15 protein-coding genes are annotated in these 25,580 nt (G+C 71.9%); 13 read left to right on the top strand and 2 right to left on the bottom strand.

Annotated features, from left to right (window positions below):
- Positions 1–125: 125 nt before the first annotated feature.
- The 9 genes from AC3RXY_RS02620 to AC3RXY_RS02580 all read left to right on the top strand — a co-directional run bounded on the left by AC3RXY_RS02620 (position 126) and on the right by AC3RXY_RS02580 (position 17,258).
- On the top strand, positions 126–6,176 hold the full coding sequence (locus AC3RXY_RS02620) for an Ig-like domain-containing protein (protein ID WP_498224357.1): 6,051 nt from the start codon (positions 126–128) through the stop codon (positions 6,174–6,176).
- A gap of 53 nt (positions 6,177–6,229) precedes the next feature.
- On the top strand, positions 6,230–7,201 hold the full coding sequence (locus tag AC3RXY_RS02615; protein ID WP_491509319.1) for an AAA family ATPase: 972 nt from the start codon (positions 6,230–6,232) through the stop codon (positions 7,199–7,201).
- A complete protein-coding gene (locus AC3RXY_RS02610; protein WP_491509404.1) occupies positions 7,201–8,529 on the top strand; it encodes a DUF58 domain-containing protein in 1,329 nt (442 codons plus the stop codon). The genes AC3RXY_RS02615 and AC3RXY_RS02610 overlap by 1 nt, the downstream gene beginning before the upstream one ends.
- Positions 8,526–10,847 carry a transglutaminase-like domain-containing protein gene (locus AC3RXY_RS02605; RefSeq protein WP_491509318.1) on the top strand — a complete coding sequence of 774 codons (2,322 nt, stop codon included), beginning with the start codon at positions 8,526–8,528 and terminating at the stop codon, positions 10,845–10,847. Before AC3RXY_RS02610 ends, AC3RXY_RS02605 begins: the two co-directional genes overlap by 4 nt.
- 151 nt (positions 10,848–10,998) lie before the next feature.
- Positions 10,999–11,850 (top strand): PP2C family protein-serine/threonine phosphatase, encoded by an 852-nt coding sequence (locus tag AC3RXY_RS02600; protein WP_491509317.1) that lies wholly within the window; start codon positions 10,999–11,001, stop codon positions 11,848–11,850.
- Positions 11,850–13,301 carry an FHA domain-containing protein gene (locus tag AC3RXY_RS02595; protein ID WP_491509316.1) on the top strand — a complete coding sequence of 484 codons (1,452 nt, stop codon included), beginning with the start codon at positions 11,850–11,852 and terminating at the stop codon, positions 13,299–13,301. The genes AC3RXY_RS02600 and AC3RXY_RS02595 overlap by 1 nt, the downstream gene beginning before the upstream one ends.
- Complete coding sequence (locus AC3RXY_RS02590; protein WP_491509315.1) at positions 13,298–15,136, top strand: serine/threonine-protein kinase; 1,839 nt, start codon at positions 13,298–13,300, stop codon at positions 15,134–15,136. Before AC3RXY_RS02595 ends, AC3RXY_RS02590 begins: the two co-directional genes overlap by 4 nt.
- On the top strand, positions 15,133–15,849 hold the full coding sequence (locus AC3RXY_RS02585; RefSeq protein ID WP_491509314.1) for an FHA domain-containing protein: 717 nt from the start codon (positions 15,133–15,135) through the stop codon (positions 15,847–15,849). Before AC3RXY_RS02590 ends, AC3RXY_RS02585 begins: the two co-directional genes overlap by 4 nt.
- A gap of 149 nt (positions 15,850–15,998) precedes the next feature.
- The gene (locus tag AC3RXY_RS02580; protein WP_491509313.1) at positions 15,999–17,258 is read left to right on the top strand and encodes an acyl-CoA dehydrogenase family protein; all 1,260 of its coding nucleotides are present in this window, start codon (positions 15,999–16,001) and stop codon (positions 17,256–17,258) included.
- A gap of 226 nt (positions 17,259–17,484) precedes the next feature.
- Here the strand turns inward: AC3RXY_RS02580 and AC3RXY_RS02575 are convergent, their stop codons facing one another.
- Positions 17,485–18,606 carry an LLM class flavin-dependent oxidoreductase gene (locus AC3RXY_RS02575; protein WP_491509312.1) on the bottom strand — a complete coding sequence of 374 codons (1,122 nt, stop codon included), beginning with the start codon at positions 18,604–18,606 and terminating at the stop codon, positions 17,485–17,487.
- A 289-nt stretch (positions 18,607–18,895) separates the two neighbouring features.
- Between AC3RXY_RS02575 and AC3RXY_RS02570 the strand changes: the two genes are divergently transcribed.
- Genes AC3RXY_RS02570 through AC3RXY_RS02555 form a run of 4 tightly spaced genes read left to right on the top strand, consistent with a single transcriptional unit; the run spans position 18,896 to position 24,129 of the window.
- Complete coding sequence (locus AC3RXY_RS02570; protein WP_491509311.1) at positions 18,896–20,515, top strand: ABC transporter substrate-binding protein; 1,620 nt, start codon at positions 18,896–18,898, stop codon at positions 20,513–20,515.
- A 10-nt stretch (positions 20,516–20,525) separates the two neighbouring features.
- A complete protein-coding gene (locus AC3RXY_RS02565) occupies positions 20,526–21,479 on the top strand; it encodes an ABC transporter permease (protein WP_491509310.1) in 954 nt (317 codons plus the stop codon).
- Complete coding sequence (locus AC3RXY_RS02560; protein ID WP_491509309.1) at positions 21,476–22,381, top strand: ABC transporter permease; 906 nt, start codon at positions 21,476–21,478, stop codon at positions 22,379–22,381. The genes AC3RXY_RS02565 and AC3RXY_RS02560 overlap by 4 nt, the downstream gene beginning before the upstream one ends.
- Positions 22,378–24,129: a dipeptide ABC transporter ATP-binding protein gene (locus tag AC3RXY_RS02555; protein ID WP_491509308.1), complete on the top strand. Its 1,752-nt coding sequence runs from the start codon at positions 22,378–22,380 to the stop codon at positions 24,127–24,129. Before AC3RXY_RS02560 ends, AC3RXY_RS02555 begins: the two co-directional genes overlap by 4 nt.
- A gap of 87 nt (positions 24,130–24,216) precedes the next feature.
- Here the strand turns inward: AC3RXY_RS02555 and AC3RXY_RS02550 are convergent, their stop codons facing one another.
- The gene (locus AC3RXY_RS02550) at positions 24,217–25,518 is read right to left on the bottom strand and encodes an NtaA/DmoA family FMN-dependent monooxygenase (RefSeq protein WP_491509307.1); all 1,302 of its coding nucleotides are present in this window, start codon (positions 25,516–25,518) and stop codon (positions 24,217–24,219) included.
- Positions 25,519–25,580 lie beyond the last annotated feature (62 nt).

Raw genomic sequence — 25,580 nt, 5'->3', positions numbered from 1 at the left:
GCGTCGATATACTGGCCGGTGGCATGTCTGTCGCCTGCCGACGCCCTTCCGGGGCCGACGCGACCGGTCTCACCGGGGCAATGCATGCCGGGGAGGGGGGTCCCGTTGTGAACGCGTATGCGTGGATGCGAAACCGGAGGGGTGTTCTCGCATCCGCGGCCGGGGTGGTCGTCGCCTCCGTCGCGCTCACCACGCTCGCGTTCGCCTACGAGGGCCGCCCCACCGCAGAGCTCGATCTGAACGACGGCGGTGTGTGGGTCACGAGGTCGAGCGACTATCTCGTCGGTCACTTCAACGCGCAGTCGCGCGTGCTCGACGGCGGCCTCCGCACGGGGAGCGACACTTTCGACATCCTGCAGTCCGGCGCGACGGTCCTGGTCGCAGACACCGGGGAGGGGGAGGTCGTCGCCGTCGACCCCGCCCGTGTCGTCCTGGCAGAGTCCGCGCGCATCCCCGCGGGCGGCGTCGTCGCGCTCGGCGGGCGCACGCTCGCGGTCCTCGACCGGGAGAGCGGCGATCTCTGGGTCGTCCCGGCCGCCGAGATCGGCGCCTTCGATCACCGCGGGGCCGATCCCGTGGCCTCGCTCGGGCCGGGCGCCGCCGTCACGGCGGGCCGGGACGGGACGGTGCACGCCGTCGCGCCCGCCGACGGAACGCTGGTCACGGTGCCCGTCGATGCCCGGGGAGCGCCGCTCGCGCCGACCTCCGCCACGCTGGGGGCGTTCGAGGAGGGCGCGGAGCCGACGATCACCGCCGTCGGCGCGACGGCGGTCGTGCTCGATCCTGCCTCCGGTACGCTGCGAGGCTCCGGGGGTCTCCTGGCAGAGCTCCCGGACGCCGCGACCGCGGTGCTCCAGCAGCCATCCGATGCAGGAGACGAGGTCGTCGTCGCCACCGCGGCCGCGCTGGTGCGCGTTCCGCTGGACGGGTCCGCTCCGGTCTCCGTGCCCTCCGGGGCCGGCGACGGCAGCCCGGCGGAGCCGGTCGCACTGCGCGGGTGCGTGTACGGAGCGTGGGCGGGGTCCGGGCGATTCGTGCGCGACTGCGCCGGGGAAGACGCCGACCTGTCCACCGGCATCGACGGCGAGACCGGCCGGCTGGCCTTCCGGGTGAACCGCGACGTGATCGTGCTCAACGACGTGACCGGCGGCGCCACCTGGATGGTCACAGAGAGCCTGCAGCGCGTCGACGACTGGGACGACCTGACGCCGCCAGAGGGGGAAGCGGAAGAGGACGACCGCACGGCCGAGGAGACCACGGAGACCACGCTGCCCGAGCGGGGCGAACAGAACACCGCGCCGATCGCGGTCGACGACGTGTTCGGCGTGCGCCCCGGGCGGACCACGGCCCTCCCGGTCCTCGACAACGACACAGACGCCGACGGCGACGTGCTCGTCGCCGTGCTCGACGGTCCGCAGCCGGTCCTCGGAGATGTCCAGCAGGTGCGCAACGGGGGCGCGCTCCAGATCGCCGTGCCGGAGGACGCCGGGGGCGCCGGTTCCTTCTCCTACCGCGTCGACGACGGACGCGGCGGGACGGCCACCGCCACCGTCCGCCTGACCGTGCACGGCTGGGACGAGCAGAACCGTGCGCCGGCGCAGCGCAGGACGAGCGCGATCGCGGTCGAGGCCGGCGGCACCGTCGCCTACAACGCGCTGCCAGACTGGCTCGACCCCGACGGGGACGACGTCTATCTGCGCGCGGTCACCGCGGCGCCCGGCGACGAGGTCGATTTCACCACGGACGGCCGCATCGTCTATCGCGCCCTCGCGAGCGCCCCGGGCCGCGTGGACATCGAGATCGCGGTCGCCGACGCGCGGGGCGACGTGGGAACGGGAACGCTGCGTCTCGACGTGCGACCACCCGGCACCGCGCTGCCGACGACCAACGCCGACCACGTCGTCGCCCGCGTGGGGCAGACCGTGACGATCTCGCCGCTCGTGAACGACACGGGCGCCGGTCGTGACCCGCTGCGCCTCGCGCGCGTCGACGATGTCGCCGGTGCGGAGGTCGTGCCGGACTTCCCGCGGCGCACCTTCTCGTTCGCCGCCCAGCGGCCGGGCACCTGGTACGTGCCGTATCTGGTCTCCGCCGGCCCGCATGCGGTGCCGGGCCTGGTGCGGGTGGACGTGCTCGACCGGGCCGGCGGCGACCTTCCGCCGGTGGCCGTGCGCGACGTGGCACTGCTGCCGACCGGCGGCGAGGTGCTCGTCGGCGTGCTGGGCAACGACACCGACCCCGCCGGCGGCATCCTCGTGGTGCAGTCGGTGACCGTGCCGCCCCACAGCGGGGTCTCTGTCGCCGTGCTCGACCACGAGGTGATCCGCATCACCGATCAGGGCGCGCTCGATGACCAGGTGCACATCACCTACCGCATGTCCAACGGAGCGCACAGCGCCGAGGGCGACATCGTCGTGGTGCCGATCCCCGCCCCAGACAAGCTGCGTCCGCCGGTCGCCAACGACGACAGCGTCGTGGTGCGCGCGGGCGATGTGGTCACGATCCCGGTGCTCGACAACGACACCCATCCCACCGGCGATGCCATCACGGTCGCTCCGGATCTGGTGGCACCCCTCGTGGATGCCGCGGACGGCGAGGCCTTCGTCTCACAGGACACGGTGCGGTTCCGCGCCGGAGACGAGGCCAAGACCGTCTACCTCACGTACGAGGCGGTCGACACCCGCGGGCAGCGGGACGCTGGATACGTGACGGTGCAGATCCTGCCCGTCGACGAGGAGAGCAACGCGGCGCCGCGACCGCATGACATCGAGGCGCGCGCGTTGTCCGGGTCGACCGTGCGCATCCCGGTGCCGCTGGACGGCATCGACGCGGACGGCGACTCCGTCGAGCTGCTCGGGGTGGCCGATGCTCCGGCCCAGGGCCGGGTGGTCGAGGTGGGGCAGGACTTCCTCGTGTACGAGGCGCTGCCCGGCGCCGCCGGTCTCGACGTGTTCTCCTACCGTGTGGTCGATCGCCTCGGCACGGAGGGCACCGGAGCCGTGCGCGTGGGCGTCGCGCCCCCCGAGATGCGCAACCAGGCGCCCTACGCCGTGAAGGACACGATCGTGGTGCGGCCGGGGCGCACGGTGACGGTACCGGTGTTGGCGAACGACTCCGATCCGGAGGGCGATCGCATCAGCCTGCTCGAGGACGGGCTGGAGGTGCCTGACGTCGCGGGCCTGTCGGCCAGGGTGAGCGGTGATCGCATCGACATCACCGTGCCGGATGAGCCGATGCAGACCTCGATCCAGTACACGATCCGCGACGAGCGCGGAGCCACGGCGATCGCACCGGTGCTGATCACCGTCGACGAAGAGGTGCCTCTGCTCGCCCCGGTTGCGCGTGACGACCGGGTGCGTGCCTCCGACGCGGTCGACGGCCTCGTGGTCGATGTGCCCGTGCTCGAGAACGACAGCGATCCGGACGGCACGGTCGACGCGCTCGTGCTGACCGTCGGCGACGGCGCCGTCGTGCTGCCAGATCGGCGGGTGCGTGTGACGATCGGCGAGGAACGTCAGCTCGTGCGCTACACGATCACCGACCGCGACGGCCTCTCGACGTCGGCGTTCATCTTCGTCCCGGCCCTCTCCGGCCTCCGCCCCGTGCTCACGTCGAGCGCGGGCGTGACCGTCAAGAGCGGCGAGACGGTGACCATCCCGCTCGCCGACCATGTCACGGTCGCGGGCGGGGGTGCGGTGCGCGTCACCGAGGCCGGGCGGGTCAGCGCGCTCCACGCCGACGGGTCTTCCCTGGTCAAGGACGAGCGCACGCTCGTGTACCGGTCGGCGCCCGGATACCACGGGGCGGACGCCGTCACGTTCGAGGTCACCGACGGGGCGGGCCCCGACGACCCGGACGGGCGCCGAGCGACCCTCACCATCCCGGTCACCGTGACCGCGCCGGACAATCAGCCGCCGGTGTTCACCGGTGCCGAGGTGCGGGTGGCGCCCGGCGAAGGGCCTGCCGTGCTCGACCTCGCCGCTCTCACCGATGATCCGGACCCCGGCGACGCGCTCGCCTGGTCGATCGTGTCAGGACCGGGCGACGGGTTCGTGGCCAGCGTCGATGGCGCCCGGCTCGTCGTCGAGACCCGTCCGGGCACGCCGCCCGGCACCGGCGGAACGATGACGGTGCGCGTCGATGACGGTGCCGGACACCGCGTCGACGGCACGGTGAGCGTGCTGGCCACCGCATCGACACGGCCGCTCGCGACCGCCAACACCGACCTGGCGCGGACCGACCAGGCCCGCACGGTGTCGGTTGCGGTGCTCGAGAACGACGTGAACCCGTTCCCCGACACGCCCCTGCGGCTGGTGGCGGCGGTCGTCGAGGCCGGCCAGGGGTCGGTGTCGTTCGAGACGGACCGGGTCGGGATCACCCCCGCGGACGGCTACGTGGGGACGATGGTGGTGCGCTACCGCATCCAGGACGCCACGGCCGACCCGGACCGCGAGGTGGAGGGGCGCGTCGAGGTGACCGTGCAGGGCGTGCCGGACGCCCCGGGAACCCCGGTGGCCACGAGTGTGCAGGACCGCACGGTGGTGCTCTCGTGGTCGCCGCCGGCCGACAACGGTGCGCCGATCACCGGGTACGTCGTCCGTGCGGTGCAGGGCGGCACATACACCAAGGACTGCCCGGCCACGACGTGCACGCTGGACGGGCTCACCAACGATGTCGAGTACTCCTTCGAGGTCGTGGCCCACAACAGGGTCGGGTCGTCGCACCCGTCCCCGCCGCTGAGCCCGCCGGTCCGGCCGGATGCGCGCCCCGACGCCCCCGCCGCCCCGGCGGTGGTGTTCGGCGACCGTTCGCTCGCGGTCAGCTGGGCGACTCCCGGTGTGCCGTCCGGCGGGTCGGCCGTGACCGGCTACACGCTCGAGATCTCCCCGGCTCCTCCCGCGGGACCCGCGCAGCGCACCGGAGTGACCGGCAACGCGATGGTCTGGGACGGGCTGCAGAACGGCACCGCGTATCAGGTGCGCATTCAGGCCCACAACGGCGCGCCGGAGCCCTCCAGCTGGAGCGGGTGGTCGCGGGGCGAGACGCCGGCGGCACCGCCAGGAGCACCAGACGCCCCTGCGGTGCGCGCCGCGGCTTCGGTGGGCGGCCAGGCGCAGATGACGGTCGCCTGGTCAGCCCCCGCGCTGAACGGCGCTCCGGTGAGCGCCTATGAGGTGCAGGTCCTGCAGGGGGGATCGCCGGTGCGGACGGTGGCCGCAGGAGACGACGCGACGCAGACGATCGCCGTCCCCGCCTCCCACACCGACTACACCTTCCGTGTGCGCGCGATGAACCGCGCGGGGTGGGGGCCGTGGAGTGCGCCGTCCGAGCCGCAGCGGGCGTTCGGCGCCCCCGGAGCGCCGGTGATCCACTCGGCGTCGGAGGGCGACGGCACCATCCGGGTGGCGTATGCGCTGACCGACCTCAATGGAGCGGCACCCGCGGAGGTGCGCTACGAGTACTCCCTCAACGGCGGAGCATGGAGCCGCTCGTGGAACGGCACAGACATCGCGGTGCCCAACGGCGCCCGCACCACCGTGCAGGTGCGCGCGTACGCGGTCGTCGCGGGCGCAGAGTCGGCGCCCGGCCCGGCCTCCGCCCCTTCGGCGGCGCTCGTGCCCTACGGCGCCGTGCGCGACCCGGGAGCCAGCGCGGTGAGCGAGGCGCGGTCTGTGCTGCTGCGGTGGTCGTCGCCCGCTCCGAACGGCCGTGACATCACTCTCACCCAGATCCGCGTCGACGGGGGTGCGTGGGAGAGTGTGAGCGCGTCGGGGGAGCGCCGTGTCGGCGACGGCTACGGTCAGCGTCACACGATCGAGGTCCGTGCGCAGGATGCGGCAGGGCAGTGGTCGCGCACCATGTCGGCAACCGAGGTCTCGGCACCCGAGCCGCACCCGCGGGCGTGGCCGACGCGCGGCGGCCATAGCGCGGTGAGCGGCTGCGAGTCCCCCGAGTGCCAGCTGGTGAACATCAGCACCAGGGATTTCTCGCCCGGCACCTACACCGTCACCTTCACCTTCCCCGGCGGGAGCGAGACGAGCGCTGTCTGGCTCCCGGCCAACGGCACCGTCGCGTTCCCGTTCCGCGACTCGTCGAGCCAGTACGTGTTCGGCCGTGCCGGGCAAGAGGTCTTCCTGACCATCGGCGGCACGAGATACGAGACGGTGACCTGGTGACGACGCAAGCCCCCGCCCCCCGCACAGAGCACCGCAGAGGAAAGCCGACCCCCATGAGCATGACTGCCGAACAGGCCACCTGGTTCCAGAATGCCTTCCAACGCCTCGTGGCGAACATCGACGGCGTGCTGCAGGGCAAGCCGGAGGTCGTGAGCCTGGTGGTCGCGGCGATGCTCGCCGAGGGGCACGTGCTCCTGGAGGACGCCCCTGGCACCGGCAAGACCAGCCTGGCGAAGGCGCTCGCGGCCACCGTGCAGGGCACGAGCAGCCGGATCCAGTTCACCCCGGACCTGCTGCCGTCCGACGTGACCGGTGTCACGTTCTACGACCAGCGGCATCAGCGCTTCGAGTTCCATCCCGGACCGATCTTCGCGTCGATCGTACTGGCGGACGAGATCAATCGCGCATCCCCCAAGACCCAGTCCGCGCTGCTGGAGGTCATGGAGGAGTCGAGCGTGACGATCGACGGGGTCGCGCATGAGACGGGGCGTCCGTTCCTGGTGATCGCGACGCAGAACCCGATCGAGCAGGCCGGCACGTATCGCCTTCCGGAGGCGCAGCTGGATCGTTTCCTGATCAAGACATCGATCGGGTACCCGAGCGTCGACGTCACGGCGGCGGTGCTGGCGGGTGCGGCGGAGCGCGACCCGGTGTCGCGGCTGACGGCGGCGATCACCACGGGCGCCGTCGCTGACATGGCCGACCTGGCCGCATCCGTGCACGCCGACCCCGCTGTGCTCCGCTACACCGCCGAGCTGGCGGAGGCGACCCGCGCCGACGCCGCTGTCCGGCTGGGCGTCTCGGTGCGCGGCGCGCTCGCGATGATCCGCATGGCCAAGGTGTGGGCGGCCGCGCAGGGCCGGCACTATGTGCTCCCGGACGATATCAAGGCGCTCGCGCAGCCGGTGTGGTCGCACCGCCTGCTGCTGGACCCGGAGGCGGAGTTCGCGGGCGACACCCCGGCGGCCGCGATCTCGCGGGTCGTCGATTCCGTCACCGCCCCCCAGGCGCGCGTCGCGGCGTGATGATGACCGTCCCCGCGCCGACCCTCGCCCCGCCCCCGCCCGGCGGGGGCCTGCCGGGGCGCGGTGATGCGGGAGCGCAGCGTGCGCCGGTGGCCGGTGCTGGTGCGCTCCGCGAAGCCGGCGCCGGGGCGGTCGCAGCCGCGCAGCGCGTCGGGGGACGGATGCGCTCCGGCGCCGGGGTGGTGGCGCGCACCGTGCGCCCGGCCGGGTGGGCCGTGGTCGGGCTCACCGGGGTGCTGCTCGCTCTCGGGCACACCGGCGGGTGGCGGGAGATGGTCGCCGCGGGCGCCGTGGGCGGGGTGCTGCTGGTGGTGTGCGCGCTGTTCCTGATCGGCCGCACCTCGTACCGGGTGAGCGTCGAGCTGGCGCGCACGCGGGTGGTGGCGGGGGAGCGGGCGCTCGGCACTCTGCGGTTGGCGAACCCGGGACCGCGGACGATCCTGGCATCGCGGGTGGTGCTGCCCGTGGGGGCGGGGCGGGGCGTGTTCGGCATCCGCCGTCTGGCGCCGGGCGAGGGCGCGGAGGAGCTGTTCGCGATCCCCACGAGCCGCCGCGGGGTCATGGCGGTGGGCCCGGTCAGCATCGTCCGGGGCGATCCGCTCGGGCTGTTCGAGCGCGCCGCCCGCCGCGAGGAGCCTGTGCTGCTGCATGTGCACCCGCGCACGATCCGCTTCGGCGGTCAGTCGCTGGGTGTCCGCCGCGATCTGGAGGGGCTGCCCGCGGCCGACCTCTCGCGTGACGACGTGTCGTTCCACGCGCTGAGCGAGTACCGCCCGGGTGATGATCTGCGGCACGTGCACTGGCGCTCGACCGCCCGCACCGGGGTGATGATGGTGCGCCAGTTCGAGGAGAGCCGCCGCTCGCGCTTCGTCGTGGGCCTGTGTACGACGCCCGGTGCGTATGCGTCTGCGGAGGACTTCGAGCTGGCGGTCTCGCTCGCCGGTTCGGTGGGCCTGCGTGCCCTGCGCGACGCCGAGGAGGTGATGCTGCACACCGCCGCGGGCGATCTGCCCGTCGCGGCGGACCGGCAGCTGCTCGACGCGCTGTCTGCCGTGACCCGGCGGCGTGGGCCGGGGCTTGCCGCCCTGGCGGGGGCGATCGCGGCGAGCAGCCCCTTCGCCAGCGTCGTCGTCCTCGTGTGCGGCTCCCCGGTGCCGGCCGAGGAGCTTCGGCGGGCGTGCGCGCGATTGCCGTTCGGGGCCAGAGCGGTCGTCCTCGTCGCGCGGACCGATGCGCGGCCCGCGCGACAGGGCATCGGCGAGGCCGCGGTGCTCACCGTCGGCGCCCTCGACCAGCTCCCCGTCGTGCTCGGCCGGGGGCTGACATGAGGACCGGCGCGACGGGAACGGGACCGGTTGCGGTCGCGCTGGACGCAACGGCCACCCTGCTGCTCGTTGGCACTGCTGTGGTCGGGTTCTGGCCCACGTTCGCGTCGCCGCTCGTGCTGGTGGCGGGGTTCGGCGGCATCCTGCTGGGCATCGGCACCGCGATCCTCGGTGCGCGTCTGCGCTGGGGGCCGCTGCGCGTCGCGGGGGTGACGCTCGTGGCTTATCTGGTCTTCGGCGGCGCGCTCGCCCGGCTGCGGTCGACGCTGCTGGGCGTCGTGCCCACCCCGCAGACCCTGCGCGATCTGGCGCTCGGCCTGGTGACCAGCTGGAAAGAGCTGCTCACCACGTTCGCCCCGGTGGCGGCGCGTGACGGGCACCTGATCGTGCCGTTGCTGGTCGGTCTCATCGGCGGGGTGCTGTGCGCATCGTTCGCGCTGCGGCTGTCCCGGCCGGTGTGGGCTCTCGTCCCGGCCGTCGTCGCCCTGGCCGCGGGGATCCTGTTCGGGCTTCCCCAGCCCTTCCTGCCGCTCGCGCAGGGCGCGGTCTTCCTCGTGACAGCGGTGGTGTGGCTGGCGCTGCGTCAGGCGCGCGCGCCGCAGACCGGTGCGGTCGCGCTCGCGGCGAGTGCCGTGCGCGGCCTGGCCGCGCGGCGGGCGGTGCTGGGCGCCGGGGTCGTGGCGGTCGCGGTCGTCGGCGGACTCGCGCTCTCGGCGGCATCGGCCGGCCCCCGGTACGTGCTGCGCGACGTGGTCCTGCCACCCTTCGACGTGCGGGAGTATCCCAGCCCGCTGCAGGCGTTCCGCGGCTATGTCGCGGACGCCGCTGACACCGAGCTGTTCACCGTGCACGGGCTCCCGGAGGGAGGGCGGGTGCGCATCGGGGTGATGGATGAGTACGACGGGGTGGTCTACGACGTCGGGGGTGCGGCCCCGGGGCTGTCGGGGGGCTTCGTGCCGCTGCGCAGCGACATGGCCCCGGACGCCGCAGACGGATCGCGGGTCGAGCTGACGGTCGAGATCGGGGCCTATCGCGCCGTGTGGCTGCCGCTCGCAGGGCAGCCGCACCGGATCGTCTTCGCCGGAGACCGCGCCGACGAGCTCCAGCGCAGCGCCTTCGTCAACGATGCGACCGGTACGGCGATCGTGACAGCGCGGGTCGCGCCAGGCGACGCGTACACCGTCGACACGACGATCCCCCGTGCCGTCGACGACGCCGAGCTGGCCGGTGTCGGCTTCGCCGCCGTCCAGCAGACGCGGCAGACCGGCGTGCCGGAGGCGCTCTCATCTCTCGCCGCCGATCTCGTCGCCGGCGCCGAGACGCCGATCGAGCGGGTGCGTGCTTTGGAGGCCTTCCTGCGGGAGGACGGTTTCTTCAGCCACGGTCTCGAGGGTGGCCCGCCCTCCCGTGCCGGCCACGGCAGTGAGCGCATCGCCGCGTTCCTCGACGGCATCCAGCTGGTCGGCGACGACGAACAGTACGCGGTGACGATGGCGCTGCTGGCGCGGGAGCTCGGCATCCCGGCGAGAGTCGCGATGGGGTTCTACCCCGACGTCGACGATGGCGGCGCGTTCACGGCCACCGGCGACGATGTGCACGCCTGGGTCGAGGTCGCCTTCCAGGGGCATGGCTGGGTCCCCTTCGACCCCACGCCGGACGAGGACCGGATCCCGAGCGACCAGGCGACCAGGCCCCAGGCCGATCCGAAGCCGCAGGTCCTCCAGCCGCCCCCTCCGCCCCAGGAGCCCGTCGACCTGCCGCCGACCCTCGCAGACGAGCGGGAGTCCGAGGACGCCGAGGGCGACAGGTTCGCGCTGCTCGGCACGATCCTCGTCGTCGCCGGCACCGGGATCGGCGTTCTCGCCCTCGTGCTCGCGCCGTTCGTCGCGATCGCCGGGGCCAAGGTGCTGCGCCGACGCCGACGCCGTGCGGCCGCGCAGCCGTCGGACCGCATCAGCGGCGGATGGGACGAAGTGGCAGACCGGGCGGCGGACTACGGAGCGCCGATCGGCGGGGGCGCCACCCGCGCGGAACAGGCGGCGACGGTGAGCGCGAGCCTCACCGCGGCACCGGCGGTGGCGCTGGCGGTACGGGCCGATGCCGCGGTGTTCGGACCGGGCGAGCCGTCTGACGACGACGTCGCGGCGTTCTGGCGTGAGGCAGAAGCGGTGGTGGCCGGCTTCGATGCCGACGCCGGCAGGCTCAGCCGCATGCGGGCGCGGCTGAGCCTGCGCTCGCTGCGAATGCGCAGCGGGAAGGGTGCGAGGCGGCGCCCGACGAGCCCGGCCGCGGAGGACGAGGGCAGGAGTGTTGGCTCATGAACAGCGCAGGAACAACCTCGATCAGGCGGAGCGGTCGCCGGCCGGACGCCGTGACCATCCCGATCCGGGCGCCCGGGCGCGACACGGGCGAGCCGGTACCCCCGTGGCGCGACAGGACGACCGGGCGCCCGGCCGCTCACGGAGGTGCGGCATGAGCGCGCCGATCGTCGTGCGCAGCGGCGCTGCAACCCATGTCGGGCTGCGGCGAGGGCTCAACGAGGACTCGCTGCTGGCCTCTCCGCCGCTGTTCCTGGTGGCAGACGGCATGGGCGGGCACGCGGCAGGGGACCGGGCGAGCAGCGCAGCGCTCGCCGCCTTCACATCGCTCATTGGCCGGCCCCACGTCGCGGCCGACGAGTTCGCGCAGGCGATCGCGCTCGCCGCCCACCGGGTGGCGGCGGTCGCCTCCGGTGCCGGCGCGCAGGCCGGAACGACGATCGCCGGCGTCGCCATCGCGGCGGTCGACGGCATCGGGTACTGGCTGGTGTGCAACATCGGCGACTCCCGCGTGTACCGTCTCGTGCACGGCGCCTTCGAGCAGGTCAGCGTCGACCACTCCGTCGTGCAGGAGCTCATCGAGGCCGGCGAGATCACCGCGGCCTCGGCCCGCGACGACCCGCGGCGCAACATCATCACCCGCGCGATCGGCGCCGGCGATCCCGGCGATGTGGACTACTGGATGCTCCCGGCGGTGACGGGGGATCGCATCCTGATCTGCTCCGACGGCCTGACCAGTGAGGTTCCCGACTCCGAGGTGCTCGCGGTTCTCGCCGCAGAGGAGGACCCGCAGCGCGCCGCCGAGGCGCTCGTCGGGCACGCTCTCGTGGCCGGAGGCCGGGACAACATCACGGTGGTGGTCGTCGATGCGATCCGGGTCGCGGGGGACGAGGCGCGGCGCCCCGCGGCCGAGGCGACCGACACCGTTCCTCGCCGGGTCGTCGGCGACGGCACGAGGATTTCGGATGGCCGGCACGACGCCGGCCCGATGGGGGGAGGGCGCTGATGCGCGTGGAGTACAACTCGGGACCGTGGCTGGCGCTGGTCGCACCACAGGCGGTGGTGCTGCTGCCGCCGGACGCGGATCGGATGCTGCAGCGCACGCTGTGGAGCCGGATCGACGACGGGCTCGCCGACCTCGGCGCCCTCATCGACGTGCTCACGGCGCACGCGGGCGGATCGGTGACGGCGTTGTCTCCGTTCGCGGCGGTCGTGCGCGGCGAACGCTGGGTGCGCGTGGCGGTGCGGGGCATCCCCTGCGTGGAGGTGCGCTCGGCGCTGGGCGTCGAGACGGTCCTGGGTGCCGACGTGATGACCTGGACAGAACGCTACGTCGCCGACGCCCGCTCTGCCGTCATCGCGGTGCCCCCAGCGGGGACCACGGTCTCGGCCGACGACGCCCTGCCGGTGCGCACCGGGGCGGTGCGGGCGGAGGTCGTGGCGATCGACCTCGCAGACGCGACCGGATCCGGCGGGGAAGCCGAGCAGGAGAGCGCCCCGGCGGAGGCCGCCGGATCCCGCGGACCGACGCCGTCACCCCGGCCGGCAGATGCCCGGCCGGAACACCCGAGATCCGAGCCGCCGAATACGGAGCACACGCTCATCCCCGTCGACACGACGGTGTCCGCAGAGCCGGGCGGACGGCCGGAGGAGACGACCGGGAGTGCGGCGGTGCCCGAGCTCCCGGCGCCGGGGAGATCCGGCGACGAGGGCGACGGATCTGTCGAACGGGACGACGTCGCCGACGCTCCGGCGCAGGCCGACGATGATGCTCGCGTGCTGGAGGAGACCGTGATGATCGAGCGGCGGCCGTCAGCGCCGCTGCGCGGGGTGGGCGTGCGGTCTCCGGTTCCCCTCCTCACCGCCGACCTCGCCCCCGGCCAGGATCCGCTGCCCCGGCTGAGCCTGGTGCCCCGCCCGGAGGGGGACGGGCCGGACGACGGGGTGCTGTCGATCATCGGCGGGGACCGCGCGATCGACGCGGTCCCGCGGGTGATCGGAGCCGAGACGGCGGAGAACGTCACCGGCGAAGCCCCGTATCGCCTGGACAGGGTGTTCCGTGACATCGAACGCGTCGCCGCCGCTGCCGAGGCCAAGGGCAGGGCGGGCGGCGCCTCCGGCGCGCGCGTCCGGCTGTCGTCCGGTCAGACCGTGGCTCTGGACCGCACCGTGATCGTCGGCCGACGGCCGCGTTCGCCGCGGTCCAGCGGCGCGAACCTCGCCCACCTCGTCGCGGTCGAGAGCCCGCAACAGGACATCTCCCGCAGCCACATCGAGATCCGCCCGGAGACCGGCGCTGTGGTGGTCGTCGACCTCCACACGACCAACGGGTCGACCCTGCTGCGCGGCGGATCCGACCCGGTTCGCCTGCACCCGGGCGAGCCGACCGTCGTGGTCAACGGAGACGCCGTCGACATCGGCGAGGGCATCATCGTCTCGTTCGAAGGGCTCACGTGACCCGATCGCCCTCTCCGCCCCCGATCCTCGAGGGGTTCTCCTACCTCGGCCCGCTCGGCGCCGGCGGTTTCGCCGACGTCTTCCTGTACGAGCAGGAGATGCCGCGGCGCCAGGTCGCGGTGAAGGTGCTGCTGCCGGATCGCCTGGGCGGCGGCGTCGCATCCAAGCTCGTGCAGGGCACGGCGCAGGAGTTCACCGATGAGGCGAACGTCATGGCGATGCTCTCCACGCATCCGTCGATCGTGACCATCCACCAGGCCGGAGTCGCGGACGACGGGCGGCCGTATCTCGTGATGGAGTACTGCCCGCGGCCGAACCTGCAGATCCGGGTCCGCCGGGAACCTTTCTCGGTCGCCGAGGCGCTGCGCGTGGGTGTGCAGGTGGCGGGGGCGGTCGAGACCGCCCACCGCGCCGGGGTGCTGCACCGCGACATCAAGCCGGCGAACATCCTGGTCACCGAGTACAATCGCCCGGCCCTGACCGACTTCGGTATCGCCTCGACGGTCGGCGGTGATGCGGTGACCGCCGGCATGTCGATCCCGTGGTCTCCACCGGAGGCCTTCGCCGACCCGCCGCGCAGCAACCCCCGCTCCGACGTCTATGCGCTCGGCGCCACGACCTACACGCTCCTCGCCGGGCGCTCGCCGTTCGAGCGGCCGGGTGCGCGCAACACCGCCGCCGAGCTCGTCGATCGCATCGAGAACGCGCCGCTGCCGCGCATCGCGCGCGCCGATATGCCCGCCAGCCTGCATCGTGTGCTCGACCGGGCGATGGCGAAGGACCCCGCCGTGCGGTTCCCGAGCGCCGTCGCCTTCGCCAGGGCGCTGCAGAAGGTGCAGATCGAACTGTCCCATACGATCACGCCGATCGACATCGTCGACGATCATCCGGCAGAGGAACGCGCTGCCGACGATGACGGGGAGCGCACCAGGGTCCGCCAGATCACGAGCATCGACCCTGCATCCCCGCCGACGCATCCCTCGGCGGGCACACGGCCGACGCCGCCCGTGCCCCCCGGGGAACGGAAGACGGGTGCTCCCGGGTCCGCTCCCCGGGCCCGCGATCTAGCTGCGCACGCCGGCCCGCCGGCCGGCGAAGACCGACGGTCGGACGGGCGGGCACCGTTCCCAGCGGATCCGGACCAGAGCCTGATCCAGACAGTGCCGGCGGGAGGCACCGCTCCCGTGTCGTCCGGCGCGTTGCCGCACACGACGCGGCCCATCGGTCAGGAGGATGTCCTGGCCTTGTCTTCCGCGGCGCTCGACAGTGCCGTGCCCGGTCTGGTGCGCCCGCCGCATCCCGCGGTCGAACGCGCACCGGCGCCCGCCGCCGCTCCCGCGCCGGGAGACGCGTCGGGGGACCCGTTCCCGGCGCAGGGGATCGGCCTGGCGGCGCCCGGTTCTGCTGACCGCAACACCGCACGCGTCCGCCGCGGCGTGCGATGGGGCGTCGGCGCGCTCGCGGCGGCGGTGGTGCTGGGGGTCGGCATCGCCGGGCTCGTGATGGCGGCGGGCGACCGGGCCGCGGAGCCCGTCGCCCCCTCCGCGGAGCCGTTCCCCCAGGATGCGCTGGTCAGCCGGCCGCAGCCGGTCGAGGATCTCGAGGGCGAGGTGCGCGGCGCGGACGTGGTCTTCCGCTGGGCGAACCCGGACCCCCAGGCCGGCGACGGCTATCTGTGGCGCACCATCACCCTCGACGGCGAAGCGGCACCGCTGCTGGTCTCCGAGCCGACCGTGACGATACCCGCCGGCCCCGATGGCCGCACGTGCGTGGAGGTCACGCTCCGGCGCGGCGACGGCCGGGTGTCCGAGCCGGTGCGGGGGTGCGTGCCGTGAGCGCGGTCACGGTGGAGTTCGCGGGGGAGTACTTCCCTGTCGAGCCGGGGCGTCTGTTCACGGTGGGGCGAGAGGGCAGTCTCGCCCTCGACGACAATCTGTTCCTGCACCGGCACTTCCTCGTGATCGAGGCGTCGGACGGCCTGTGGTGGCTCACCAACGTGGGCTCCCGGCTCAGCGCCATGATCACGGACAGCAGCGGCGGGATGCAGGCGTGGCTCGCACCGGGAGCCCGTCTGCCGCTGGTGTTCGAGCGCACCACCGTGGTGTTCAGCGCCGGTCCGACGACGTATGAGCTCGTGGTGCACGCCGCCGCACCGCCGTTCCGATCGGTGCGCCGGGAGAGCGAGCCCGGCGGAGACTCGACGATCGGCGACGTGCCGCTCACCGAGAGCCAGAAGCTGCTGATCCTCGCCCTCGCCGAGCCGCGCCTGCGGCGGGAGGGCACCGGCATGAGCGAGATCCCCGCGTCCGCGCAGGCCGCTCAGCGCCTGGGGTGGACGACCACCCGGTTCAACCGCAAGCTCGACAACGTGTGCGACAAGCTCGATCGGGTCGGGGTCCCGGGCATGCGCGGCGGCCACGCTGGCTCGGCGACCAACCGGCGGGCGCGCCTGGTGGAGCACGCGATCGCCTCGCGTCTGGTCACGCGTGAAGACCTGGCGCTGCTCGACCGGGCGCTCGGCGACGCGGCAGACGAGGCCGGCGGCTGACCGCGCCGCCGCGATGCGGGATAACCCGGCGTGACCGTGGATGACCGCGCATGACGCGCCGTCGATCGCTCAGACGTGCCATTTCCCTAGCCTGGCCGCACGCACCATCGCACGGGATCCGCCCGGACGTCGCGACGAGGAGGACACCCATGACCGTCACTGCCGTCTCCGCTCAGCTCGCGCCCGCGACCGCGACCGACGCCGAGCTCTTCGCGCACTTCCAGCCGGTGTTCGATCGCATCGCCGAAGGGAATCTGTACCGTGAGCAGACTCGGACCTTTCCCTATGAGCAGGTGCGCTGGCTGATCGAAGCCGGGCTCGGGACCGTCCGCATCCCGCGGGAACTCGGGGGATGGGGAGCATCGCTGCGGCAGACCTTCCAACTGCTCACCGACCTGGGCGAGGCCGACCCGAACGTCTCGCACGTCTGGCGCAATCACCTCGCCTTCGTGGAGGATCGTCTCAACGCCGCGCCCTCCGAGGCCACGACGCGATGGATCGACCGCTTCATCGCCGGGGCGTTCGTGGGCGGGGGCTGGACGGAGGCGAACAACGGTACGCTCGCCGACCTGAAGACCATCCTGACTCCCGCGCCCGACGGGCCGGGGTGGCTGATCAGCGGGGCGAAGTTCTACGCCACCGGCAGCCTGTACGCCGACTGGCTCGACGTGCTGGGGCGCACAGAGGACGGCAGGATTCTCACCGCTCTGGTGCGCCGCGACCAGCCGGGGGTCGAGCTGATCGACGACTGGCCAGGGTTCGGCCAGCAGACGACCGCGAGCGGCAGTGCCCGTTACCACGGAGCGCACGTCGCCGCAGACGACGTGTTCCCTGTCTCCGAGAGGTTCAGCTACCAGGGTCTGTTCTACCAGACCTCGCTGCTGGCGATTCTCGCGGGGATCGCGCGTGCCGCGCGCCGCGACGGGATCGCGGCACTGCGGGCGCGCACGCGCAGCTATGCGCACGCGCTGGCTCCCGAGCCCGCCGATGACCCTCAGCTGCTGCAGGTCATCGGACGCGTCTCGGCCCAGGCATACGCGGCAGAAGCGGCGGTGCAGCGTTCGTCGGCATCGCTCGACCTGGTCGCGCACGCGCACGCCGCCGGTGCTCCCGATGCCGAGCGCGAGGCGCTCGTGCTCGCGACCATCGAGACCGACCAGGCCCAGCTCGTCGCGATCCAGTCTGCGCTCGAGGCGACGACGATCGTGTTCGACGCGCTCGGTTCCTCCGGGGCATCCCGCGATCTCCAGCTCGACCGTCACTGGCGCAACGCCCGTACACTCGCCTCGCACAACCCGCGCGTCTACAAGGAGCGCATCATCGGCGACTGGCTGGTGCGCGGGACGGATCCGACGAAGATCTATGGTGAGCTCGACTCCCGCGTCGCGGCCGGTCAGGGGGCTGGCTGACCGGACGACGGAGAGGACGGCGCCGCGGCGGAGGATGACCTTCGGCGCGGCGTCGTGCTGTGGGGCACAGCTTCGTCCGCGGGCAGGGCTCGGCCATCCGTCCCCCGGACCCGGGTCTTGCTGCGTTGGGGTGGATCGGTCCGTGCCTTTTCTGGAGGTCGATGGCTTGAGGGCCCCTCCGCGCCGCGGATGTGCCCGGACGCGGAGCCGCGATCGCAGTCCGTGTTCAGTCCCGGCGCCGCCAACCCAGCGCGGGTGCGATGGTCGTGACCAGCTCCTCGATGCGGCGAACGTCGATGTCCGCGGCCGGCGTCACGTCGCCGGCCGCGGGGTAGAGGCTGAGGATCGTATGGAAGTCGGTAGCGACGTCCGCGATGCCGGCGTCGCGACGCAGCTGCGCGATGACGTCGTCCACCTCGCCATAGCGGGTGGTCCGCTCCAGGTAGTCGGCAGTGGACAGGCGGGCCAGCTCGGGGGCGAACGCCCGGATCCGCTCTTGGTGTCGAGCCAGTCCATCCCTCACCTCGTCCTCGATCTCGCGGCGCGAGGAGCCGGTGTAGACGAACCGCCCGGCCGAGACCCGACGCCGGCTCTCCTCGTGACCTGCGCCGCGGAAGGCGGCGGTGTGTGCGTCGATCTTCGCGCGCTGCACCGCGGGCGAGTCGGAGAAGGTCCCGGTGAGCAGCCGCAGGCCCCGCTCTCCCGCGCGTGCCGCGCGCTCGACGGTGGACGCCGCGATCCAGATGCGGTCGCGCAGCGCCTCCCCGGAGGGCACCAGCACGGGCGCATCGGCTTCTGCCGTGAGCGGAGCTCCTGCCAGCACCTCGAGCAGGCGGTCCAGATGACGGTCGAAGGCGTTGCGCCGTCCCTCTGGTGAGCCGTCGCGCCCGAACGCCGCATACGCGGCATCGGCACCCCCGCCCCCGCCCAGCCCGAGCTCGAGGCGACCGCCGGAGAGCGCGTCGACGACCGCCGCGTCCTCGGCCAGGCGCAGCGGGTCCTCCAGGGGCAGGATCACGATCGCGGTGCCGAGCCGGATGCGGCGGGTGCGCTCGGCGGCGACCGCGAGGAGGGGCAACGGCGAGGGGAGACGGCCGCTGGTGCTGTCGACGTGGTGTTGGCCGACCCAGAAGGTGTCGACGCCGAGCTCGTCCGCGGCGACGATCGCGTCCAGCAGCTGCGCGTAGACCTCGGAGATCTTCTGCTCGGTGCGTCCGTGCACCTGTGAGAACACCCCGATCCTGCCGACCTGTGGCACGCCGGCGGCGGATGCTCCCGCACCGTCGGAGCCGGTGAGGAGGCCGGTCGGGACAGCGTCGGCGGACAGGGCGGGGGAAGCGGATGTCATGAGGGTCTCCGAAGGCTGGACGGGCGCCGGCCGGATGCGGGCGCGGGTGATCGGCCGACGGGGGCGGGGCAGCGCTCCGCCAGGTCGACGGCGGCTGGCGCTCATGCTCGTGCGTCATCCGGGGGTGGCGCGAGCCCCACCGTCGTATCGCGTCATATCGCTACGGCTTATGACGCCTGTGCTGCGGGGCCTGAGACGCCGAACAATACGCTGGCGACCCAATCGAATCCGCTCCGGTACCGCACCGGCACCCCTCGACGATCCGACGACCAAGAGAGAACCCACGCACATGGCATTCCGATTCAGAAGATGGGCAGCGGCAGGCGCCCTCGCGCTCGCCGCGACCCTGGTGGCCAGCGCTTGCGCCGCGGGCGGCCCGACGCAGGGTTCCGGAGGCTCCGGGTCGTCGGCACCCGAGAGCGAAGCGGTGGCGGGCGGCGACTTCGTCGCCGGCTTCTACCTCGAGCCGCGCGCGCTCGACCCGCATCGTCAAGGCTTCTGGGAGACCTACCGCGCGTCGCGGCACATCTTCGAGGGGCTCACCCAGGAGGACACCTCTGGGGCGACAGACCCGACCGATGTGCTCCCCGCCCTCGCCACGGAATGGAGCGTTGACGAGAGCGGCCGCGTCTGGGACTTCACCCTACGCGAGGGGGTCAGCTTCCACGATGGATCGCCCTTCGACGCTGAGGCGCTGGACAAGAACGTCCGGCGTATCAGCGACCCGACCTATGAGTTCTATGACGAGACCGGTGCCGGAAGCCTCGCCGTCTGGTTCTCCGGTCTGGTCTCCGGTGAGATCGTGGACGACACCCACTACCGGTTCACGTTCGACAAGCCCTTCCTCGGCTTCCCGCGGGTCCTCGCGCAGTCGATGGCCACGCTGAGCATCGGCAACCCTGCCGTGTGGGAGGAGTACGGCAACGACGGATTCGCCGATCACCCCGAGGGCACCGGCCCCTACCGTTTCGAGTCGCGCACGATCGGCGACAAGATCGTGCTCGAGCGGTATGACGGCTACTGGGGCGCGGCTCCGCTGCTGGACTCGCTGACCTTCCGCATCATCCCGAACAACCAGACCCGTCTGGCGGCGCTGCTCAGCGGCGAGGTGGATCACATCAGCTACGTTCAGCCGGACGACGTCGAAACGCTCGAAGCGCAGGGCTTCTCGGTGCCGGAGGGGACGGGATCGGGGCTGCTGTACCTCTCGTACAACTTCCGCAACCCCGAGCTCGCCGACGCGCGGGTGCGCCAGGCGCTGATCCACGGCCTGGATCGTGAACGGCTCGCCGCCGAGGTCTACAACGGCTATGCCCAGCCGCAGTACACCTTCCAGCCCCCGGGCAATGAGGCCTACGATCCCGACGTGCGCGATTTCGCGTACGACCCGGCGCGGGCGAAGGAACTGCTCGCCGAGGCCGGGTACTCCGCGGCCGATCCGCTGCGGTTCACGATCGTCATCGACGTCGCCAACCAGAACGCCGCCGAGTGGCTACAGGCGCACTACAAGGAGATCGGCGTCGAGACCGATATCGTCTCGCTCGACCGGACCAGCTACATCGCGCGGGCCTACGCCGGCGCGGAGCCCAGCGACGGCCTCACCTTCGACGAGTACGGCGGAACCTACGCCGAATGGCTGCACCAGGGCTACACCGGCCTGAAGAACAAGGGACTCGACGGAGCCGACTTCCCTGAGATCGAGGCCGCGCTCCAGGCTGCCCTGGGTGCCACAGACCCCGACACCCGAATCGACCTGTGGAAGGCCGCCGAGGAGCAGCTGCGCGAGGAGGCGGTCGTGATCCCCCTGGTGAATCTCACCCGGTACTACGCCGTCGGGCCGGACGTCCGCGGGTTCGTGTGGCCGGCCACGAACTGGTACGACCTGTCGACGGTCTGGTTCGATCGCTGAGAGGGCGCTCATGGGAACGCTCGCGCATGTCGGTCGGCGACTGGTCAACCTGGTCCCTGTGCTGATCATCGTCTCGCTGTTGACCTTCGCGATCGGTCGGTTCACCCAGGGCGACCCGATCCAGGCCCAGTACGCGCGGACCCACACACCGGAGCAGATCGAGGCCATCCGCGCCGCATACGGTCTCGATCTGCCCCTGTGGCAGCAGTACCTGACGTGGCTCGGCGATCTGTTCACCCGGGGTGGTGGGCTGTCGATCGTGCAGAATCAACCGGTGTTCGACATCCTCTGGCCGAACTTCGTCAACACCCTGATCCTCACCGCCGCCGGCGTGGTCGTCTGCGCGGTCTTCGGCGTCCTGATCGGCGCGGTCGCAGGATTGGGACACGGCGGGCTGATCGACCGCGTCTCGATGCTCGTCGTCCAGATCGGCAGCAACCTCTCCGTCTACTGGTTCGGTCTCGTGCTGATCTGGATCTTCGCGCTCCAGCTGCGCTGGCTGCCCGCGAGCGGGATGCAGTCCCGCGGAGGGGGAGGGCTCGGCGACCTGCTTGCCCACCTGATCCTGCCGGCTATCTCGGCTGCGCTGATCTCCATGCTGGTGCTGGCGCGGTTCACGCGCATCGGCATCATCCAGGAGCGCAGCTCGGAGCACGTCCGCACATTCCGATCGCAGGGCATCGGTCCGCTGCGGCTGTACGGCAGACACGTGGGCCGCAACATCCTGCCCCCCGTGATCAACATCATCGGGCTCGAGATCGGCACGCTGATCACCGGCGTCGTCTTCGTCGAGTCCGTCTTCAACTGGCCCGGGATCGGCACGCAGGTGCTCAACGCCGTCAATGGCAAGGACTACCCCCTGATCCAGGGTGGCGTGGTGCTCGTTGCGCTGTGCTACCTGGTCGTCAACCTCGTCACCGATGTGGCGGTCGACGCGCTCAACCCGCGGTTGAGGAGGGGATGAGTATGGTCCTGCAGAGCGCCACCGGGACCGCCCTGACCGTCGCGCGCGGCATCGGCGCGCGCCGACGGCGATCGCCCGGGCGCGTGCACGCGCAGCTCGTCGTCGCGGTGATCCTTCTGGCAGTCATCATCACCGCCACCGTCCTCGCGCCGTGGATCGCGCCGCACGACCCGATCGCGGCCAATGGTGCGCTGAAGTATCTGCCGGTCGGGTCTCCCGATCATCTGCTCGGCACAGACGACCAGGGCAGAGACCTGCTGAGTCGGCTCATCTGGGGCGGGCGGACCTCGTTGCTTGTCGCGCTCGCCGCGGTAATCGTGTCGACCGCGCTTGGATCGGTGCTCGCGCTCATCGCCGGCTTCTCGAACGACAATGTCGCCGGAATCATCATGCGCGGCGTCGACGTGTTGTTCGCGTTCCCCGTGATCATCGCCGCTGTCGCACTCGCCGCCGTCCTGGGGCCCGGCACGCCGGTCGTCATCGCGGCGATCGTCTTCTCGGCGACGCCGTACGTCGCGCGCATCGTGTTCGCCGAGGTGAAGCTGCAGCGCGGTCGCGAGTACGTCGAGGCAGCGGTGTCGCTCGGCGCCGGCTTCTGGTCTGTGCTGTTCCGCGAGGTGCTCCCCACCATCGTCGCGCCCCTCCTCGTCTACGCCACGAGCCTGGTGGGCGTGATGGTCGTCTTCTCGTCGAGCCTGTCGGCGCTCGGCATCGGTGTGCAGCCGCCGACAGCCGACTGGGGCCGGATGATCTCCGAGGGCGCGAAGGTCATCATCTCCGGCAATGTCATCCCTGCCCTGCTCCCCGGCCTCGTCGTCCTGGCCGTCGCGCTCGGCTTCAACTGGCTCGGCGACGGGCTGCGCGACGTTCTCGACCCGCACAGAAGGAGGAGCCGGCCATGACGGATCTGCTCGCACGAACCGCCGCCGAGGTGGAAGAGCCGCCCGCCGTGCCCGCCCTGGGCATCGAAGGGCTGATCGTCGAGTTCGGCGAAGGGGCGCACGCCCAGCGCGTCGTCGATGGCATCGACCTCGAGGTGCGAGCGGGGGAGACCTTCGCTCTGGTCGGGGAGTCGGGATCCGGCAAATCGATCACGGCGTCGAGCGTGCTCGGGCTGCTCCCGCCCTCCGCGCGCATCGCGTCGGGGTCGATCCGGCTGGGCGGGGAGGAGATCGCCGGAGCGAGCGAGGCCCGGCTGCGTCGCTTCCGCGGCTCGCACGTCGGCATGATCTTCCAGAACCCGCTGTCGTCGCTGGACCCGTCGTTCCGCATCGGGACGCAGCTGCGCGAGATCGTGTTCCGCCATCGGCCGGGAACGCGGTCGCAGCAGCAGAACGAGATCGCCCGCGCGTGGCTTGCGAATGTCGGCATCGGCGATCCAGAACGGGTGCTCCGCTCCTATCCGCACGAGCTTTCTGGGGGCATGCGGCAGCGCGTGATGATCGCTCTGGCGAGCCTGTCGGAGCCAGCGGTCCTCATCGCCGACGAGCCCACAACGGCGCTCGACGCCGTCGTGCAGAAACAGATCCTTGATCTGTTGCAGAGCGTGGTCTCGGTCTCCGGCGGGTCGCTGCTGATCATCACGCACGATTTCGGCGTCGTGTCCTACGTCGCCGACCGGATCGCCGTCATGAAGGACGGCCAGATCGTCGAGATCGGAGCACGATCGGAGATCCTGGAACGTCCCCGGCACGCGTACACCAGGTCGCTGATCGACGCGGTGCCCAGTGTCGGGGCGCGGCTTGTGCTCGAGAACGCCGGACTGCCGGTCCGCCTGGGTGTGCCCGCAGAGACCGTGGCCGGTGGGGCCGCTCGCACGCCGCCGCTCGGTGATGGTGCGCCTCCCGCCCTGCTGCGTCTGCGCGGGGTGAGTCGGGAGTTCCGCGTCGGCGGTGTCGGCACCGGGATCCCCCGACGCCGGTTCCGTGCGGTCGACGACGTGTCCTTCGATGTCGGCCGCGGCGAGATCTTCGGTCTGATCGGGGCGTCCGGATCCGGCAAGTCGACGCTCGCTCGGCTCATCGGTGGACTGCTCCCCGTGACCGGCGGCACCGTCGAACTCGACGGGGCGGAGATCACTGCGCTCGCCGGCTCTGCACTGCGTCGGTTGCGGCCGCGATTCCAGTTCGTCTTCCAGGACGCGACCAGTTCACTCAACCCGCGTGTCCCGGTGGGGGAACAGATCTCCCGTCCTCTTCGGCGTTTCGGCAAGGCGGCGTCGGCTGCGCAGGCCAGGGCGAGCGTGGAACGGGTGCTCGACCTCGTGGCGCTACCGGCGTCGTTCGCGCGGCGGTATCCGCACGAACTGTCCGGTGGTCAGCGCCAGAGGATCGGTATCGCCCGCGCGCTCGCGCTCGAGCCTGAGCTGCTGATCCTCGATGAGCCCACCTCGGCCCTGGACGTCTCGACCCAGGCCACCGTGCTGAATCTGCTTCTGGACCTGCGCGACGAGCTCGGCCTGACCTACATCCTCATCGGTCACAACATCAGCGTCATTGACTTTCTCTGCGACCGTGTGGGTGTGCTGGATGCGGGGCGACTGGTCGACCTGTTCGCGGCGCGTGATCTGTTCGATGACGACCGCCATCCCGTGACGCGGTCGTTGGTGGATGCGATCCTGCCGGTCACCGCGTCTCGCCCGGCACGCTGACCCAACTCAGGACAAATCGCGCGGCTCTCGCCGCGGCGGCCGGATCCGGCCGCCGCGGCGAGAGCCTGCCTGAGTTGAGGTGTGGCGTCAGCCGGCGATCGTGCCGGCCGACGGCACACGGGACGCGGCCTGAAAGTGACCGCGGAGGGTGTCGGTCTCGTAGGCGTGCCGGTACAGTCCACGCTGACGTAGCAGCGGAACCACCTCCTCGGCGATCACCTCGAGCCCGTCGATCAGGCGATCCGGCTGGAGGTTGAAGCCGTCGACCGCGCCAGAGCGGTACCAGTCCTCGATCCGGTCGACCAGTTGCTCGGGCGTGCCGGCGAACCCGGCGTGTCCGGATCCGACGTACCGTGTCTCGCGCAGGTACTCGCGCACCGTCGGTCGCGTCTGACGGATCCGCTCGAAGATCGATTGCCGGAAGCCGATGCTGCCGGGGAACGTGGTCGGATCGATCTCGGCGTTGAGCACCTCGTCAGGGAAAGGCGCGTCGAGGTCCAGGGTTGTGACGTCGAAGCCGATCGACTGGGAGAGCCAGCCCGCCGAATACTCCACCGGGCCGAGGTCGTGCAACTCATCGCTGCGGCGACGGGCTTCCTCCTCGGTACTGCCCAGGGTGAGCAGGAGGCCGGGAACGATCTTGACGTCATCGGGGGAACGACCGAACCGCTGGGCATGTCCTTTCACCTCCCGGTAGTGGGCGATGGCCCCCTCCTTCGTCAGCTCGGCGGCGAACACGCCGTCTGCGACCCGGCCTGCCAGCTCTCGCCCCTGTGGAGAGCCGCCCGCCTGAAACAGCACCGGCCGTCCCTGTGGAGATGCCGGTACGGCGAGGGACCCGTCGATGTCGAAATGGCGTCCGTGATGCGAGATCGCCTGCCCGGTGCGCGCCGAGTCCCACAGTGCGGTCACCACATCGGTGAACTCGCTGCCGCGCGCATAGCGCTCTTCTCGGCCGAGGAGACCATTCACACCGAAGTTGGCCGCCGCAGCAGCATGACGCGACGTGACGATGTTCCACCCGGCGCGTCCTCCGGAGAGCACATCGAGCGACAGCAGACGACGGGCCAGCTCCCACGGGTCGTTGAAGGTGGTCGACGCGGTAGCGATCAGGCCGATATTGCTGGTGGTGCGCGCGACGTGCGCCCACGCGATCGTGGGGTCGAGACGGGCGGCGTTGGCGTCGTTGGCCGGGCTCCCGAGGGCCGGGCCGTCGGCAAGAAAGATCGCGTCAAGCGTGCCACGCTCTGCGAGTTGGCCGATACGCGTCCAGTACTCCGGATCCACCGGGGCGTCCTTGGTCAGCAGATCCGTCTGCCAGGCTGCGGGTAGGTAGCCCAGCACGAGGACGTTGATCCCGAGGATGACGTGGCCGCTGCGTTCAGACATCGAGGACTCCTGTTCTCCGTCCGGGCCGTGCCCGTCCGGGTTTCGCGCGGGGAGGGACCCGG

It is taken from the genome of Microbacterium longlingense, assembly GCF_058349825.2.
This window is presented reverse-complemented; position numbering and strand designations above follow the sequence as displayed.

What these genes read in the sequence shown, in the direction of transcription:
- AC3RXY_RS02620 (WP_498224357.1), top strand. Translation starts at nt 126, where the DNA reads ATGCGAAACCGGAGGGGTGTTCTCGCATCCGCGGCCGGGGTGGTCGTC.
- AC3RXY_RS02615 (WP_491509319.1), top strand. Translation starts at nt 6,230, where the DNA reads ATGAGCATGACTGCCGAACAGGCCACCTGGTTCCAGAATGCCTTCCAA.
- AC3RXY_RS02610 (WP_491509404.1), top strand. Translation starts at nt 7,201, where the DNA reads ATGATGACCGTCCCCGCGCCGACCCTCGCCCCGCCCCCGCCCGGCGGG.
- AC3RXY_RS02605 (WP_491509318.1), top strand. Translation starts at nt 8,526, where the DNA reads ATGAGGACCGGCGCGACGGGAACGGGACCGGTTGCGGTCGCGCTGGAC.
- AC3RXY_RS02600 (WP_491509317.1), top strand. Translation starts at nt 10,999, where the DNA reads ATGAGCGCGCCGATCGTCGTGCGCAGCGGCGCTGCAACCCATGTCGGG.
- AC3RXY_RS02595 (WP_491509316.1), top strand. Translation starts at nt 11,850, where the DNA reads ATGCGCGTGGAGTACAACTCGGGACCGTGGCTGGCGCTGGTCGCACCA.
- AC3RXY_RS02580 (WP_491509313.1), top strand. Translation starts at nt 15,999, where the DNA reads ATGACCGTCACTGCCGTCTCCGCTCAGCTCGCGCCCGCGACCGCGACC.
- AC3RXY_RS02575 (WP_491509312.1), bottom strand. Translation starts at nt 18,606, where the DNA reads ATGACATCCGCTTCCCCCGCCCTGTCCGCCGACGCTGTCCCGACCGGC.
- AC3RXY_RS02570 (WP_491509311.1), top strand. Translation starts at nt 18,896, where the DNA reads ATGGCATTCCGATTCAGAAGATGGGCAGCGGCAGGCGCCCTCGCGCTC.
- AC3RXY_RS02565 (WP_491509310.1), top strand. Translation starts at nt 20,526, where the DNA reads ATGGGAACGCTCGCGCATGTCGGTCGGCGACTGGTCAACCTGGTCCCT.
- AC3RXY_RS02560 (WP_491509309.1), top strand. Translation starts at nt 21,476, where the DNA reads ATGAGTATGGTCCTGCAGAGCGCCACCGGGACCGCCCTGACCGTCGCG.
- AC3RXY_RS02555 (WP_491509308.1), top strand. Translation starts at nt 22,378, where the DNA reads ATGACGGATCTGCTCGCACGAACCGCCGCCGAGGTGGAAGAGCCGCCC.
- AC3RXY_RS02550 (WP_491509307.1), bottom strand. Translation starts at nt 25,518, where the DNA reads ATGTCTGAACGCAGCGGCCACGTCATCCTCGGGATCAACGTCCTCGTG.